Origin of the sequence: Azorhizobium caulinodans ORS 571 (genome assembly GCF_000010525.1) — a bacterium.
Classification (GTDB): Bacteria; Pseudomonadota; Alphaproteobacteria; order Rhizobiales; family Xanthobacteraceae; genus Azorhizobium; species Azorhizobium caulinodans.
The window spans coordinates 4,374,155-4,386,965 of the sequence record NC_009937.1 but is presented as its reverse complement, the minus strand read 5'-3'; the positions used below and the strand labels follow the sequence as shown (position 1 = coordinate 4,386,965).

Here is a 12,811-nt window from a genome sequence, read left to right as displayed (position 1 = left end):
CCCCGGCCACTGAGGCCGGGGACGCACTCCATCGCCAAGCGGCGAAGATCGCGATGATGTCTACAATCGAGCCCTATGTGTCGTCCTCGGGATCGGTCTCGGTCGTGCCCGTCGGCCGACGCAGGAGCAGGTCGGAGGCCTCACCGCCGCCGGGCGTGACGGGGTGGGGATTTTAGCCCCCCAATCTTCCCCATCCCTCCCGACATTCCTCCTCCGCCACCGTGGTCCCCGTCCGCCGCCGCACTCCGGTGGCTCCCGCCACGCCCACGGAGGCCCGCTCCATGCGACCTGATCTCGCCACCCTCCCGCCGCGCTACCTGCGCACCAAGGAAGCCGCCGAGTTTCTCAGCCTGTCGGCCCGCACGCTGGAAAAGCACCGCACCTATGGCACCGGTCCCGCCTATCGCAAGCTGGGCGGACGCGTCGTCTATTCCATCGACGACCTGCAGGCCTGGACCGATCGCGGCGCGGTCACCTCGACCTCCGATCCGCGCGGCACCGTCCTGCCGGCCAAGCGCCATGCGCTTGCCGCCGGTTCGTTCGCCGGGCGCGCCGCGCGCTGAACGCCCCCATGGCGGCGCGGCATCACAGCCTCTCGGAGCGCGGACAGCTCGATCTGTTCCGCGCCCTGCCGGGCGACTTCGCGCCACGAGATGCGCAGGATCTCATGGCCTATCCCTTCTTCTCCCTCTCCAAGACCCATCGCGTGGCGCCGATCGATTTCCGGACCGGCAACATCGCCATCCGGGTCGAGGCCGTGCCCGACCACGGCATGGCGACCATCTGGGACGCCGACATTCTCATCTGGGCCGCGAGCCAGATCGTGGAAGCCCGCGACGCGGGGCTGCGCACCTCGCGCCTGATGGCGGCGACGCCCTATGAGATCCTCACCTTTGTCGGGCGGGGCACTTCTCTACGCGACTATCAGCGCCTCAAGGCCGCGCTCGACCGTCTCCAGTCGACGACAGTCTCGACCAGCATCCGCCAGCCAGCGGAGGGACGCCGGCACCGCTTCTCCTGGATCAATGAATGGCAGGAGCGCACCGATCGCAACGGCCGGCCCGACGGCGTCGACCTCATCCTGCCGGACTGGTTCTACCGCGCCGTGCTCGACGACGCCCTCGTGCTCACCATCGACCGGGCCTATTTCGGGCTGACGGGCGGGCTTGAACGCTGGCTCTACCGGTTGGTGCGCAAGCATGGCGGGCGGCAACAGGATGGGTGGCGTTTCGATTTCCGGCACCTGCACCAGAAGTCGGGCAGCCTGTCGCCGTTCAAGCGCTTCGCCTTCGAACTCAAGGATCTGATCCGGCGCCAGCCGCTTCCCGGCTACATGCTGTTCGTCGAGGTCGAGGTTGGCGGCCGGCTGCTGCTCGCCTTCGAGCCAGCCTCCCCCTGTGGACAGCCTGTGGATAGGCTCGTGCTATCGGGAACCCGGACTATCGTGCCATCGGGAACCGGTGCCTCGTGCTATCAGGAACCCAAACAGGCCTTAACTCCCTGTCCTGCATCAGGAAATCGCGCCTTTAACTTAGAGTCTAACCCAGAATCTAACTTTAAGAGGCGTGCGAGCGCTTTTGTGAGCGCCGCAGATCAGCACCGGCTGGGGGCAAAGTGGCCTGGAAAAGCGCCGCCTGACAGGCCCTCGCAGATGCCCCCTCACTCAAGGGGGCATCGATGATCATCGCGCTCCTCAACCAGAAAGGCGGGGTCGGCAAGACGACCCTGGCGCTGCATCTCGCCGGGCAATGGGCCCGGCAGGGACAGCGGATCACGCTGATCGACGCCGACCCTCAGGGCTCGAGTCTCGACTGGTCGCAGCAACGCAGCCGCGAGGCATTGCCACGGCTGTTCGGTGTCGTCGGGCTCGCCCGCGACACGCTGCACCGGGAGGCGCCCGAGCTTGCGCGTGACGCGGATCACATCGTCATCGATGGACCGCCCCGCGTCGCCGGGCTGATGCGATCGGCGCTGCTCGCCGCCGACCTGGTGCTGATCCCGGTGCAGCCTTCGCCCTTCGACGGCTGGGCTTCGGCCGAGATGCTGGCGCTCATCCGCGAGGCCCGGATCTACCGCCCGGCGCTGTTGGTTCGTTTCGTCCTGAACCGCTGCGGCGCGCGCACGGTTCTCGCGCGCGAGACCGCGCGGACGCTGGCCGATCACGATCCCCCGGTGCTCGCCAGCACCGTCGGCCAGCGCATTGCCTTTGCAGCGGCCGCGCAGTCCGGGCGTCTTGTCTTCGAACGCGACGATGCCGGCCCAGCCACGCGCGAGATCGCCGCGCTTTCCGCCGAGATCAATGGTCTCGACCTCGGGAGGCAAGCGCGATGAGCGAACGCCCGATCCGCCGGGACTTCGCCTCTCGACCTGCCGATCCCGAGCACTGGGTCAAGGCGGCGGATGTCTCGACCGAACGCCGCCCGGGCGCCGCGTTCGCCGCGCGCCTCACCATCGATGTGACGTCCGAACTGCGCGGCCGGATCAAGGTCGCCGCCTTCCGGCGCGGCGTCACCGTCGCAGAGATGCTGCGCGACCTCCTCGCGCGTGAATTCCCTCCCACATCAGGAGACCAGCCATGAGCGCGGCGTTTGCACCCCGTGCGGCAAGCACGGCTTCCGCGTCCAGCCCCCCGTCCGATACCCTGACCCATGTCGAGCTGACCCATATCGAGAAGCGCATCGAGAACTGGATCCGCTTCGGCCATCACGCACATGAGCAGCTTCTGGATCGCCGCCGGCGCATCCTCTCTTTCCCTCCCGGCTGCATCTTCGGCTTTGTCCGATGGGCGTCGAACGACTTCGGCACCGTGGCCTCCCGCCTCGATATCGTGCGCTGCGTGGCGCCGGGCGACGGCTACCAGACGCTGCCCTTCATCCGGCCCGGCGGCGAAATCCTGCTGCGAGTGGATGGCTGGCCGAAGGTCGAGAAATTCCTGCAGCACATCGATGCGATCGAGGCAATCGGCATTGATCCGGCGAAAGTCGCTCCTGACCATTGGGGGCATGTCGCCCACCGCACCAGCGTCGGCTTCGAGCCACGTGCTTATACAGCAGAGCGCCATCAGGCGTGGCTGAAGCGGCAGGAGTGCGGTCAATGAACCGCGCCGCCTATGTGCTGATGGCTGCGGCCACCAGCGTCGGCATGGCCTACGCCGCAACGCTGCCGACGCCACTCAAGCTGATCTGGAATATCTCGGCGAGCGTCCCTATCGGGCTCTACTCGGTCGAGCCGGCCGATGCCCTCGAGATCACCGATTTGGTCGTGGTAATGCCACCACCGCCGCTCGCCGCGTTCCTCATCGGGCGCGGCTATCTCGGTGAGGGCACGCCGCTGTTGAAGCGCGTGATGGGGCTTCCGGGACAGGAGGTCTGCCGCCTCCATGACGCCATCACCGTCGATGGCGTGCCGCTTGGCGAAGCGCTGCCGCGCGACCGCATGGGCCGCGATCTGCCGGTCTGGCAGGGCTGCCGGCGTATCGCTCCCGGTCATCTGTTCCTGATGAACCCGGACGTCGGCGACAGTCTCGACGGACGGTATTTCGGGCCGATTTCAGACGGCACCGTCATCGGCCGTGCGATGCCACTCCTCACGGATGAAGCCGGCAACAGTGACTTCGTCTGGCGCGCGGCGGTGCGCTGACATGCGTCGCTCCGCTTCTTTGCTCGCAGCCGTGCTGTCATTCAGCTGCGTGTTTTCCTCCATCGGCAACGCGCAAAACGCGCCGCCGGTTATGAAGGCCTCAGACAATGCCTACGCCGCCTATATCGACGAGGCTGCGCAGCGCTTCGAGCTTCCGGCCAGCTGGATCCGTGCAGTCATGCAAGCCGAGAGCAGCGGCGATCCGCACGCCGCCTCATCGGCCGGTGCCATGGGGCTGATGCAGATCATGCCCACGACCTGGAACGAGCTTCGCATCCATCATGGTCTCGGCGTCGATCCGTTCGACCCGCGCGACAACATCCTCGCTGGCGCGGCCTATCTGCGCCAGCTCCATGACCGCTATGGCAGCATCCGCGCCATGCTCGCGGCCTACAATGCCGGGCCGGCGCGCTATGAAGCGTCGCTTGCCGGCAAACCGCTGCCGCCAGAGACGCGCACTTACATCGCGGCTCTGGCGCCGATCATCGACAATCAGTCTGCGGCCGGCGCCACCGCATCGGTGCGGCCAATGACGCAAAGCTGGCGCGAGGCTCCGCTGTTCGCCACGCCGCCCGAGCGCAGCAATCCAGTCGATTCCGGGTTCCTCGCGCCGCGATCGGACGCGCTGTTCGTCGCACCGTTGCCATCGCGGAGGGCGCCATGAGCAGGCGGGCCCGCTTTCGCATGGTGTCGGGCTCTGGCGTTCCTTGGTGAGCAAGGAGGCGTAGGACCGGGACCACGACCGCACGAGGGCAGGATAAAAGCGCGCACATTGCGCGGCGGTCGGGGTGTTGTTTCTGCAGGTGTTTCCTTCGCCTTCGGCACCTTGCGGAGCCGAACCACAAGGTTTGCGCGTGCCGCAAATGGCTCCGCATCAACGATTTTCTGCACATTGCGAGGCTTCGCCATGAGCGATAACCGCGAGTTCCGCGTCCGTCCCGGCCGCATCCGCTCGACCCGCGCCCAGCAGGCCCGCCCCTTCGTCGCCCAGGCGCTCGCCGCGGCCCGGAAGGCCGGCGGCGGGGTCTCACGCTCCGGCAAGATCGCGTCTGGCAACCGCTCGCGTTTCGGCAGCGGGCAGGTCGCCAGCCTTCAGGCCAGCCGCCGGATCACGCCGCGCTCGCGCGGCGCCGTGGTCAAGGCCCGCGTCGTCCGACACACGGCCCGCGCGGGCTCCCTCAGTCAGCACCTCAACTATCTACGCCGCGAGGGCGTCACCCGCGACGGGGAGAAGGCGCGGATGTTTGGTCCCGAGATCGAAAGCGTGGATGTCGACGCCTTCACCAAGCGCTGCCGCGAGGACCGTCACCATTTCCGCTTCATCGTGTCGCCCGACGACGCCCTGGAGATGGAGGACCTGCGGGCCTTCACCCGTGACCTCGCCCGGCAGATGGAAAAGGACCTCGGCACCCGTCTCGACTGGGTCGCCGTCGATCACTGGAACACCGAGCATCCCCATGTGCACCTGATCGTCCGTGGCCGCCGCGACGATGGCCAGGATCTCGTGATCTCCCGCGACTACATCAAGGAGGGCATGCGCGATCGCGCCCGTGACCTGATCACCCAGGAATTCGGCCCGCGCACCGAGCTCGATATCCGCCGGGGTTTGGAACGCCAGATCGAGGCCGAGCGGTGGACCGAGCTCGATCGGCAGCTCGTGCGCGAGACCCGCGAGAGCGGCATCATCGACATGGCGACGGTTCCCGGCCGGAAGCCCGACGACTACCATGCGCTGAAGATCGGGCGTCTCAGGAAGCTGGAGGCGCTTGGCCTCGCCACCGAGATCGGCAACGCGCAATGGGTGGTGGAGCCGGAAGCCGAGGCTACATTGCGCGCGCTCGGTGAGCGCGGCGATATCATCAAGCGCATGCACCGCGCCCTGACCGACCGCGGTATCGAGCGCGGCACGGCCAGCTACGTCCTCGCCGCCGAGAGTCTCGACGTGCCGGTGATCGGCCGGCTGGTCGCGCGCGGCCTCGATGATGAACTCCGCGGCTCCGCCTATGCCATCGTCGATGGCGTGGACGGGCGCTCCCATCACATCCGGCTGCCAGATCTCGATGCCGCCGGTGACGGGGCGGCCGGCTCCATCGTCGAACTTAGGACGTTCGACGATGCCCACGGCAAGCGGCGTGTGGCACTCGCCGTGCGCTCCGATCTGGATATCGCCCATCAGGTGACTGCTACCGGCGCCACCTGGCTCGACCGGCAGGCCATCGCGCGTGACCCCGTTGCTCTGTCGGACGGCGGCTTCGGCGCGGAGGTGAGTCAGGCACTCGACCGGCGCGCCGAGCATCTCGTCGGGGAAGGTCTGGCCGAGCGACAAGGACGGCGCGTCGTCTTCGCCCGCAACCTCATCGAGACGCTGCGCCGCCGGGAACTGGAGGCCGTCGGCGACAAGCTCGCCGCCGAGAGTGGCCTGCCGTTCAACAAGGCCGGCACCGGCGAGTATGTCGCCGGGACGTATCGCCAGCGCCTTGTGCTCGCCTCCGGTCGCTTCGCCATGCTCGACGATGGGCTCGGCTTCCAGCTCGTGCCCTGGTCGCCCTCATTGGAGCGCCAGCTCGGCAAGCATGTCTCCGGCGTCGCCCGTGACGATGGCGGCGTCGACTGGAGCTTCGGCCGCAAGCGCGGCCTTGGCCTTTGACCGCAGAGAAGGATCATCACCATGTCGGCGACGAAAATCCTCTGGGGGCAGATCCTCACCGTGCCGCTGATCGTGCTGGCGGCGATCTGGGGCGCCACACAATATGTGGCCTGGAGCCTCGGCTATCAGGCGCAGCTCGGCGCGCCGTGGTTCGCGCTTGTCGGGCTGCCCATCTACTACCCGCCGGCCTTCTTCTGGTGGTGGTACTTTTTCGATGCCTATGCGCCGGGTGTGTTCTTTCGCGGCGCGCTGATCGCCGCCTCTGGCGGCTTCCTCTCCATCGCCGTCGCCATCGCCCTGTCGGTTTGGCGGGCCCGCGAGGCCTCCCGGGTCGAGACCTATGGTTCAGCGCGCTGGGCCGAGAGGGAGGAAGTCCGGGCCGCCGGGCTGCTCGGCACCGATGGCGTTGTCCTCGGCCGGTATGAACGAGACTATCTGCGCCATGACGGGCCGGAGCACGTGCTGTGCTTCGCGCCGACCCGGTCCGGCAAGGGCGTCGGCTTGGTCGTGCCCTCGCTGCTGACCTGGCCGGGATCGGCCATCGTCCATGACATCAAGGGCGAGAACTGGCAGCTCACCGCCGGCTTCCGCGCCCGGCATGGCCGTGTGCTATTGTTCGACCCGACCAATGCCAGGTCAGCCGCCTACAATCCGCTGCTGGAGGTGCGCCGCGGCGAATGGGAAGTGCGGGACGTCCAGAACATCGCCGACATCCTGGTAGATCCCGAAGGCTCGCTGGAAAAGCGAAACCACTGGGAGAAGACCAGCCACGCGCTGCTCGTCGGCGCCATCCTCCACGTGCTCTATGCCGAAAAGGACAAGACGCTCGCCGGCGTCGCCGCCTTCCTGTCCGATCCAAAGCGGCCGATCGAGACCACGCTCGACGCCATGATGAAGACGGCACACCAGGGTGAGGCTGGCCCACATCCCGTCATCGCCAGCGCCGCGCGCGAACTGCTGAACAAATCCGACAACGAGCGCTCGGGCGTGCTCTCCACCGCCATGTCGTTCCTTGGCCTCTACCGCGATCCGGTGATTGCCGAGGTGACGCGGCGCTGCGACTGGCGCATCGCTGACATCATCGGCGGCAAGCGACCGTCGACCCTCTACCTCGTGGTGCCGCCCTCCGACATCAATCGCACCAAGCCGCTGATCCGCCTGCTCCTCAACCAGATCGGCCGGCGCCTCACCGAGGACCTGCAGGCAAAGGCCGGACGGCACCGACTGCTGCTCATGCTGGACGAGTTCCCCGCGCTCGGCCGGCTCGACTTCTTTGAATCAGCGCTCGCCTTCATGGCCGGCTATGGCCTGAAAGCCTTCCTCATCGCCCAGTCGCTGAACCAGATCGAGAAAGCATATGGCCCGAACAACTCCATCCTCGACAACTGCCATGTCCGCGTGAGCTTCGCCACGAACGACGAGCGCACCGCGAAGCGCGTCTCCGATGCGCTCGGCACCGCGACCGAGATGAAGGCGATGAAGAACTATGCCGGCCATCGGCTCTCGCCCTGGCTCGGTCACCTCATGGTGTCGCGTTCCGAGACCGCCCGCCCGTTGCTCACCCCCGGCGAGGTCATGCAGCTACCGCCTACGGACGAGATCGTCCTGGTCGCCGGTACCCCGCCGATCCGCGCGAAGAAGGTGCGATACTACGAGGACGCGCGCCTCCGGGACCGGCTCCTGCCGCCGCCAATGCCCTCTCGTGGCCTGACCGTCCAACACGATGACTGGACTGCGCTGCCGTTGCCCAGGCCCCATAACGGCGCCGGCAGGGGCGCCGCCGTCGAAGGTCGAGACGATGACCCTACAGGCTCCGAACACCGGCATCAGCCCGAGCTCAGCCGCGTCAAGCCGGTCGAGAGAAGCGCGCCCATCGAGAACGAGTTCGAGTTCGATCTGGATCGCGACGACGAGATGGACGACGTCCCCGCCCGGAACCGGCGCATGAAAGGACTGATGCAAGGCGTGGCCCGTCAGGTCAGCCTCAATCCCAATGACGGCATGGAGTTGTGATCGCCATGGCAGGCCGCACGAAGAAAGCGCAGATCTCCGTCTATCTCGAGCCAGATGTCTTGGACCTGCTCGCGCACTACGCCGCTCAACGCGACCAGTCCATGTCCCTGATCGCCCAGGCTGCGATCGCCTCCTTCCTGTCGCCCGACAGCGCCGAGCGCCAGGAAGCCGCTCTTGCCCGGCGCCTCGGCCAGATCGATCGCCGCCTTGCCCGGCTGGAGCGGGATCTCGGCATCTCGACCGAGGCCTTCGCCACCTTCATCCGCTTCTGGCTCGCCACCACCCCCGCTTTGCCCGAACCGGCCGCCCAGGCCGCGCGAGCCAAGGTCTCCGAGCGCTATACAGCCTACACCCGCGCACTCGGCCGGCGCCTTGCGAAGGGGCCCCCGCTTCGGCGGGAGATTGAGGAGGATTTAGCAGGAACGGAGAACGACAGGGGCGGACGGAGTTGACCTATAGCAGCCTCTCGACAACCCTTTCAGCGACGTCCGCTTTCCATATCGGCCATTCGGCCGGGTTTGGCAGAGGCCCGAAACTCGCCGTTCATTCATCTTGCTCGCGGCAATAGTCGGATCGACCGGCAGCAGGAACTTTTCTGCATCATTTGATGCCGTCTCGTCATGGCCCGAGCGTCCCCTTGGATCGCCTTTTACAACCACCAGCGGCCTCCCGCCGCCCATGGCGGGCAGCCGCCCGCTGTGGTCTACTTCAACGGTATCGAAACCGATCAGCAGGCCCGCAGAGTAGCTTAAAACACCCGCGAACCTGTCCAAGGATCGGGGAGTAGCTCACTTCGACACCCTCCCGCCGCCAGACCCGCTCGAGCCGCTTCACGTTCACTGCCCAGCCGCCCGCCTGCAGCAATGCCGTGATCCGCCGATAGCCATAGCGGCCTTATCGCGTGGTCAGTTCGATGATGTCGGCAGTCAGCTCCGCCTCATCGGCACGGCCCATTGGCACTTGCGCTGCTTGGATCGATGCTGCCCAGAACCGGCACGCGAGCCGCTCGGATACGCCGAGCTTGACCACGACGTGCGCGATGCATCGACGGCGACGGGCGGGGCTTAGAGCCCGTTTGGAAATTCAGGGATGTGCATTTCTTCGGGCCAAATTGGCGCTCATGGCGACGAGGATCATCGCGGTTGAAACGTCGATGCGGCGCCATCGGGTCATCCAGCCGAAGGTTGCGCTCGACAACCCAGCGGCTCGGCAGGACTTCGAAGCCTTGCCATCGCGGCGGATGATCTCGACGACGAAGTCGAGATAGGCGGCCTTGTCCATGAGCTTGAGCCGATCGTAGGCGGCGTCGGCGAAGAGGTGCTTCACCCACGGCCAGCGCTTGCGGATCGCATCGAGCATCATCTGTGCGCCGGCGCTGTCGGAGATGTCCGCGCTCGTCAGATGGACCATCAGGAGCCGCCCGTCGTGTCGACCGCGATGTGGCGCTTGCGCCTGATGATCTTCTTGCCGGCGTCGTAGCCCCTGGCTTCGGCTTGCGGCGCCTTGATTGTCTGACTGTCGATCACCGCCCCCTTCGGGCTCGCTTCACGCCCCGCCCGCTCGCGGTCCAGAATCAGTTCGACATCGTGGATGGTCTGGAATAGGAACCGGCGCGCCAGTTCCCGGAACCAGCCGTAGACGGTGCGCCAGTGACCGAAATGGATCGGCAGCATCCGCCAGCCGCCGCCTGACCGCACCAGATAGCGCACCGCATTGATGACTTCCCGAAACTCCACCTCGCGGGGCCGCCCCCGGCGTCCGGGAGCCGGCATCAACGGCGCCATCCGGTCCCATACTTCATCCGTCAGGTCCGAGGGATAGCGTTTCGTCTTCCGGGCGATCCTGGCCATCCGGCCCCGCTGGTCTGCTGTCCACATCCACAGCTTGAATCATAAGCACGGACAAAGAGGAATCCCCGGATCACGAATTTCCAAACGGGCTCTTAGAAGTTTCCCGACGCAGCTTCTTTCAGCTTCTCCAGCGTCAGGTCCGATACCGCCTTGCGCAGCCATTCGTTCTCCTTTTCCAAATCCTGGAAGCCGCTTCACCTGGTCGCTCTTCAGCCCGCCGAACTCCTTGCGCCAGCATAAAGGGCAAGCTCAGAATTGCGTAGAATCTGGGAGCGACGTTATCCTGGCTGCGGCGGCAGCAGGGGTTCGTACCGTTTATCGGTCAATGTTTTCAGAAAAGCCACCAAGGCATCGACCTCGGACGATTCAAGTGGCCGGCTAGCATGTAGTTCCGTCGCCGACACAGTCTCCTCCAACTCCGGTACGCCCCAAGGTTGCCCTGTCTCGGGATTGAGCTGCGCTGCTTGGTTTCGTGAATTGTACTTATCATGGAAGAGGACAGCGGTTCGTAGGTTGGCGAAGGCGCCATTATGCATGTAGGGTGCCGTGACCGCGACATTGCGCAGGCTCGGTACCTTGAAGCGCCCATCTTGACGTGCGTCGCGAAGGCCTCTCCCGTCACGAAGGCCGTGGTCTGGGACAATGTTGTCCAGAAGGGGGTTTCGCGGCACACCAATGTTATGAAAACTGTAATTTGAAAAGGTCTCCGATACGGAGTCTTTCACGGCGGACCAATGACAATGGCTGCAACTGGTCTGCTGTTCGGAGAAGAAGAGCATACGCCCTAGCCCCTCCTGTGGGGTCATCTGGTATTCCCCCTTAAGAAACCGATCATATTTTGAGTCGAATGGCGACACCTCAGCGCTGCGCTCATACGTCGCGAGCGTCATTCTGAGTGCGGCAAAGGCGGTATCCGAAGTTGTAAAAATATCTGGGCCAAACAGTTCCTGGAACGCGGCGACATAGTCCTCGTTCTCCCTCAGGCGGGCCACTACGCTGGCTTTGCTCGCCATCCCCATCTCTACAGGATTGAGAATGGGTCCGCCGGCTTGAGCCTCGAGGGTGTCTGCGCGCCCATCCCAAAACTGGCCACCAAAGAAATCGCCAGAAATTGTGCGACGAAAGGGCGGGCTGAAGCGGGCATAGGCAACGCTAGGAGCGTTACGTGCGCCATAGGAGTGCCCATCAGCACCTAGAGAAACGGCGCCGCGCTTCGGGTCAGGGCGCGCATCGGTGAAGGCACGTTCGGGATCGTGGCACGTAGCACAGGACTGCGTTCTCTTCGCTGAAAGATTTACGTCAAAAAAGAGTGCTTGGCCGAGATTTGTCATTATTTCACACGATCGAGAACTATCAATGCACGATTGACCGTAGCTCTTGTTCACTACATAGCTTGCAAGAGGGCCGGAATCATCGTCTAGGGTTGTTACCAAAGCTAGCGCCAGAAGAATAAATGGCGACACGATTGATGCTGCTTCTATGATTCCACTATCGCGCATGTTTGCGATCCTTCGAGGATAAATTGCGATGTCGCAAGTGTGTGACTCATTTTGAACTAATGCAATAAAAATTAAACATCCCATGAAATTTTACATTAAAAACGCAAATAGAGGCCGATAAAAGCGCTTAGTGAGCTGCTGCGTTCGCGCCATCGCGGTGTAGCCTTCCTTGGGGCGTGGGTGGCGAATAAGCCGCCGGCGTGCCTGCCACATGCGCCAGAATAGCCCTTAGGCAGTGGCCCTATAAATTTGCGCGCGTGAGCGTGTCGTGATTCAAGCTCCCGAACTGGGAGTAAGAGAGATGCGCCGCCACGAACTGTCGGACGAGGAATGGGCGATCATCGCGCCGCTGCTGCCGAACAAGGTGCGGGGCGTGGCGAGGGTGGACGACCGCCGGGTGATCAACGGTATCCTCTGACGCTTTCGAACCGGCGCGCCGTGGCGGGACGTGCCAGAGCGCTATGGTCCGCGCACAACCCTCTATAACCGCTTCGTGTGCTGGCGGGCGGCGGGGGTCTGGGACAAGTTGCTGGAAGCTGTCTCGACGGCCTATGACGGGGACATCGTCATGATCGATAGCTCCTGCGTTCGCGTTCACCAGCACGGCGGTCAAAAAGGGGGCGATGATGATCGTTGCATGGGACGCTCCAGGGGTGGACTGACCACGAAGATCCACGCCTTGGTCGACGCTGAGGGCCGGCCGATCCACTTCCGGCTCACCGCCGGCCAGGCCGGCGATGCGCCTGTGGGCCGCGAACTTTTGGCTCACGCCCCAACCGGCAGCATCCTTCTCGCCGACAAGGCCTACGACACCGACGCCATCCGCGCCGAGACGGCAGAACGCGGCGCCTTCGCCAATGTGCCGCCACGTGTTATCCGCAAGCGGACCTTCCCCTTCAACCCATGGCTCTATCGCCAGAGGAAGCAGATCGAGCGCTTCTTCAACCGCTTCAAGCAGATGCGAGGCCTCGCCACGCGATACGTTCGCCGCCCGGACAATTTCCTCGCGGCCCTCAAGCTCGCCGCAACACGCATCTGGATCAATGCGTTATGAGTCCGACGCCTGCGGCATCATCCCCTTCAGATTCGCCTCATTCGCCTCATCTCATAGTATATCGATATACAGAAGATGCTCTGCATGGTGCTTATAACAATTGCGATCC

Annotated in this window: 11 protein-coding genes and 4 pseudogenes; 11 read left to right on the top strand and 4 right to left on the bottom strand. The window is 64.8% G+C overall.

Annotated features, from left to right (window positions below):
• Nucleotides 1–281 precede the first annotated feature (281 nt).
• The 10 genes from AZC_RS19715 (at nt 282) to AZC_RS19670 (ending at nt 8,751) form a co-directional block, all read left to right on the top strand.
• Nucleotides 282–563: a helix-turn-helix transcriptional regulator gene (locus AZC_RS19715; protein WP_012172356.1), complete on the top strand. Its 282-nt coding sequence runs from the start codon at nt 282–284 to the stop codon at nt 561–563.
• An 8-nt stretch (nt 564–571) separates the two neighbouring features.
• A complete protein-coding gene (locus tag AZC_RS19710; RefSeq protein WP_012172355.1) occupies nt 572–1,681 on the top strand; it encodes a replication initiator protein A in 1,110 nt (369 codons plus the stop codon).
• Nucleotides 1,678–2,331, top strand: coding sequence for a ParA family partition ATPase (gene parA, locus AZC_RS19705; RefSeq protein WP_012172354.1), 654 nt, complete (start codon nt 1,678–1,680; stop codon nt 2,329–2,331). The genes AZC_RS19710 and parA overlap by 4 nt, the downstream gene beginning before the upstream one ends.
• On the top strand, nt 2,328–2,579 hold the full coding sequence (locus tag AZC_RS19700; RefSeq protein WP_012172353.1) for a hypothetical protein: 252 nt from the start codon (nt 2,328–2,330) through the stop codon (nt 2,577–2,579). Before parA ends, AZC_RS19700 begins: the two co-directional genes overlap by 4 nt.
• The gene (locus AZC_RS19695) at nt 2,576–3,097 is read left to right on the top strand and encodes a DUF2840 domain-containing protein (RefSeq protein ID WP_012172352.1); all 522 of its coding nucleotides are present in this window, start codon (nt 2,576–2,578) and stop codon (nt 3,095–3,097) included. The genes AZC_RS19700 and AZC_RS19695 overlap by 4 nt, the downstream gene beginning before the upstream one ends.
• Entirely contained in the window at nt 3,094–3,639 is a 546-nt protein-coding gene (locus AZC_RS19690) for a S26 family signal peptidase (RefSeq protein ID WP_012172351.1), read from the top strand. Before AZC_RS19695 ends, AZC_RS19690 begins: the two co-directional genes overlap by 4 nt.
• 1 nt (nt 3,640) lies before the next feature.
• Nucleotides 3,641–4,303 (top strand): lytic transglycosylase domain-containing protein, encoded by a 663-nt coding sequence (locus AZC_RS19685; protein WP_012172350.1) that lies wholly within the window; start codon nt 3,641–3,643, stop codon nt 4,301–4,303.
• A 243-nt stretch (nt 4,304–4,546) separates the two neighbouring features.
• The gene (locus AZC_RS19680; RefSeq protein ID WP_043879624.1) at nt 4,547–6,286 is read left to right on the top strand and encodes a relaxase/mobilization nuclease domain-containing protein; all 1,740 of its coding nucleotides are present in this window, start codon (nt 4,547–4,549) and stop codon (nt 6,284–6,286) included.
• 21 nt (nt 6,287–6,307) lie between these two features.
• Complete coding sequence (locus AZC_RS19675) at nt 6,308–8,299, top strand: conjugal transfer protein TraG (RefSeq protein WP_012172348.1); 1,992 nt, start codon at nt 6,308–6,310, stop codon at nt 8,297–8,299.
• Nucleotides 8,300–8,304: 5 nt separating this feature from the next.
• The gene (locus AZC_RS19670) at nt 8,305–8,751 is read left to right on the top strand and encodes a CopG family transcriptional regulator (RefSeq protein ID WP_012172347.1); all 447 of its coding nucleotides are present in this window, start codon (nt 8,305–8,307) and stop codon (nt 8,749–8,751) included.
• 337 nt (nt 8,752–9,088) lie between these two features.
• On the opposite strand, the pseudogene AZC_RS26190 reads toward AZC_RS19670, so the two are convergent.
• From AZC_RS26190 to AZC_RS19660, 4 genes and pseudogenes are all read right to left on the bottom strand, one after another.
• Nucleotides 9,089–9,373: pseudogene (locus tag AZC_RS26190) on the bottom strand (IS3 family transposase); the annotation flags it as partial.
• Between the two features lie 9 nt (nt 9,374–9,382).
• Nucleotides 9,383–10,176: pseudogene (locus AZC_RS19665) on the bottom strand (IS5 family transposase).
• A gap of 74 nt (nt 10,177–10,250) precedes the next feature.
• Nucleotides 10,251–10,383: pseudogene (locus tag AZC_RS25595) on the bottom strand (IS3 family transposase); the annotation flags it as partial.
• Nucleotides 10,384–10,427: 44 nt separating this feature from the next.
• Nucleotides 10,428–11,648 carry a cytochrome-c peroxidase gene (locus AZC_RS19660; protein ID WP_012172344.1) on the bottom strand — a complete coding sequence of 407 codons (1,221 nt, stop codon included), beginning with the start codon at nt 11,646–11,648 and terminating at the stop codon, nt 10,428–10,430.
• 301 nt (nt 11,649–11,949) lie between these two features.
• Here AZC_RS19660 and AZC_RS25245 point away from each other — a divergent pair.
• Nucleotides 11,950–12,702 (top strand): annotated as a pseudogene (locus AZC_RS25245) (IS5 family transposase).
• The last annotated feature ends 109 nt before the right edge of the window (nt 12,703–12,811 follow it).

Excerpts from the sequence above, each read along its gene's own strand:
- AZC_RS19715 (WP_012172356.1), top strand. The coding sequence starts at position 282 with ATGCGACCTGATCTCGCCACCCTCCCGCCGCGCTACCTGCGCACCAAG.
- AZC_RS19710 (WP_012172355.1), top strand. The coding sequence starts at position 572 with ATGGCGGCGCGGCATCACAGCCTCTCGGAGCGCGGACAGCTCGATCTG.
- parA (WP_012172354.1), top strand. The coding sequence starts at position 1,678 with ATGATCATCGCGCTCCTCAACCAGAAAGGCGGGGTCGGCAAGACGACC.
- AZC_RS19700 (WP_012172353.1), top strand. The coding sequence starts at position 2,328 with ATGAGCGAACGCCCGATCCGCCGGGACTTCGCCTCTCGACCTGCCGAT.
- AZC_RS19695 (WP_012172352.1), top strand. The coding sequence starts at position 2,576 with ATGAGCGCGGCGTTTGCACCCCGTGCGGCAAGCACGGCTTCCGCGTCC.
- AZC_RS19690 (WP_012172351.1), top strand. The coding sequence starts at position 3,094 with ATGAACCGCGCCGCCTATGTGCTGATGGCTGCGGCCACCAGCGTCGGC.
- AZC_RS19685 (WP_012172350.1), top strand. The coding sequence starts at position 3,641 with ATGCGTCGCTCCGCTTCTTTGCTCGCAGCCGTGCTGTCATTCAGCTGC.
- AZC_RS19680 (WP_043879624.1), top strand. The coding sequence starts at position 4,547 with ATGAGCGATAACCGCGAGTTCCGCGTCCGTCCCGGCCGCATCCGCTCG.
- AZC_RS19675 (WP_012172348.1), top strand. The coding sequence starts at position 6,308 with ATGTCGGCGACGAAAATCCTCTGGGGGCAGATCCTCACCGTGCCGCTG.
- AZC_RS19670 (WP_012172347.1), top strand. The coding sequence starts at position 8,305 with ATGGCAGGCCGCACGAAGAAAGCGCAGATCTCCGTCTATCTCGAGCCA.
- AZC_RS19660 (WP_012172344.1), bottom strand. The coding sequence starts at position 11,648 with ATGCGCGATAGTGGAATCATAGAAGCAGCATCAATCGTGTCGCCATTT.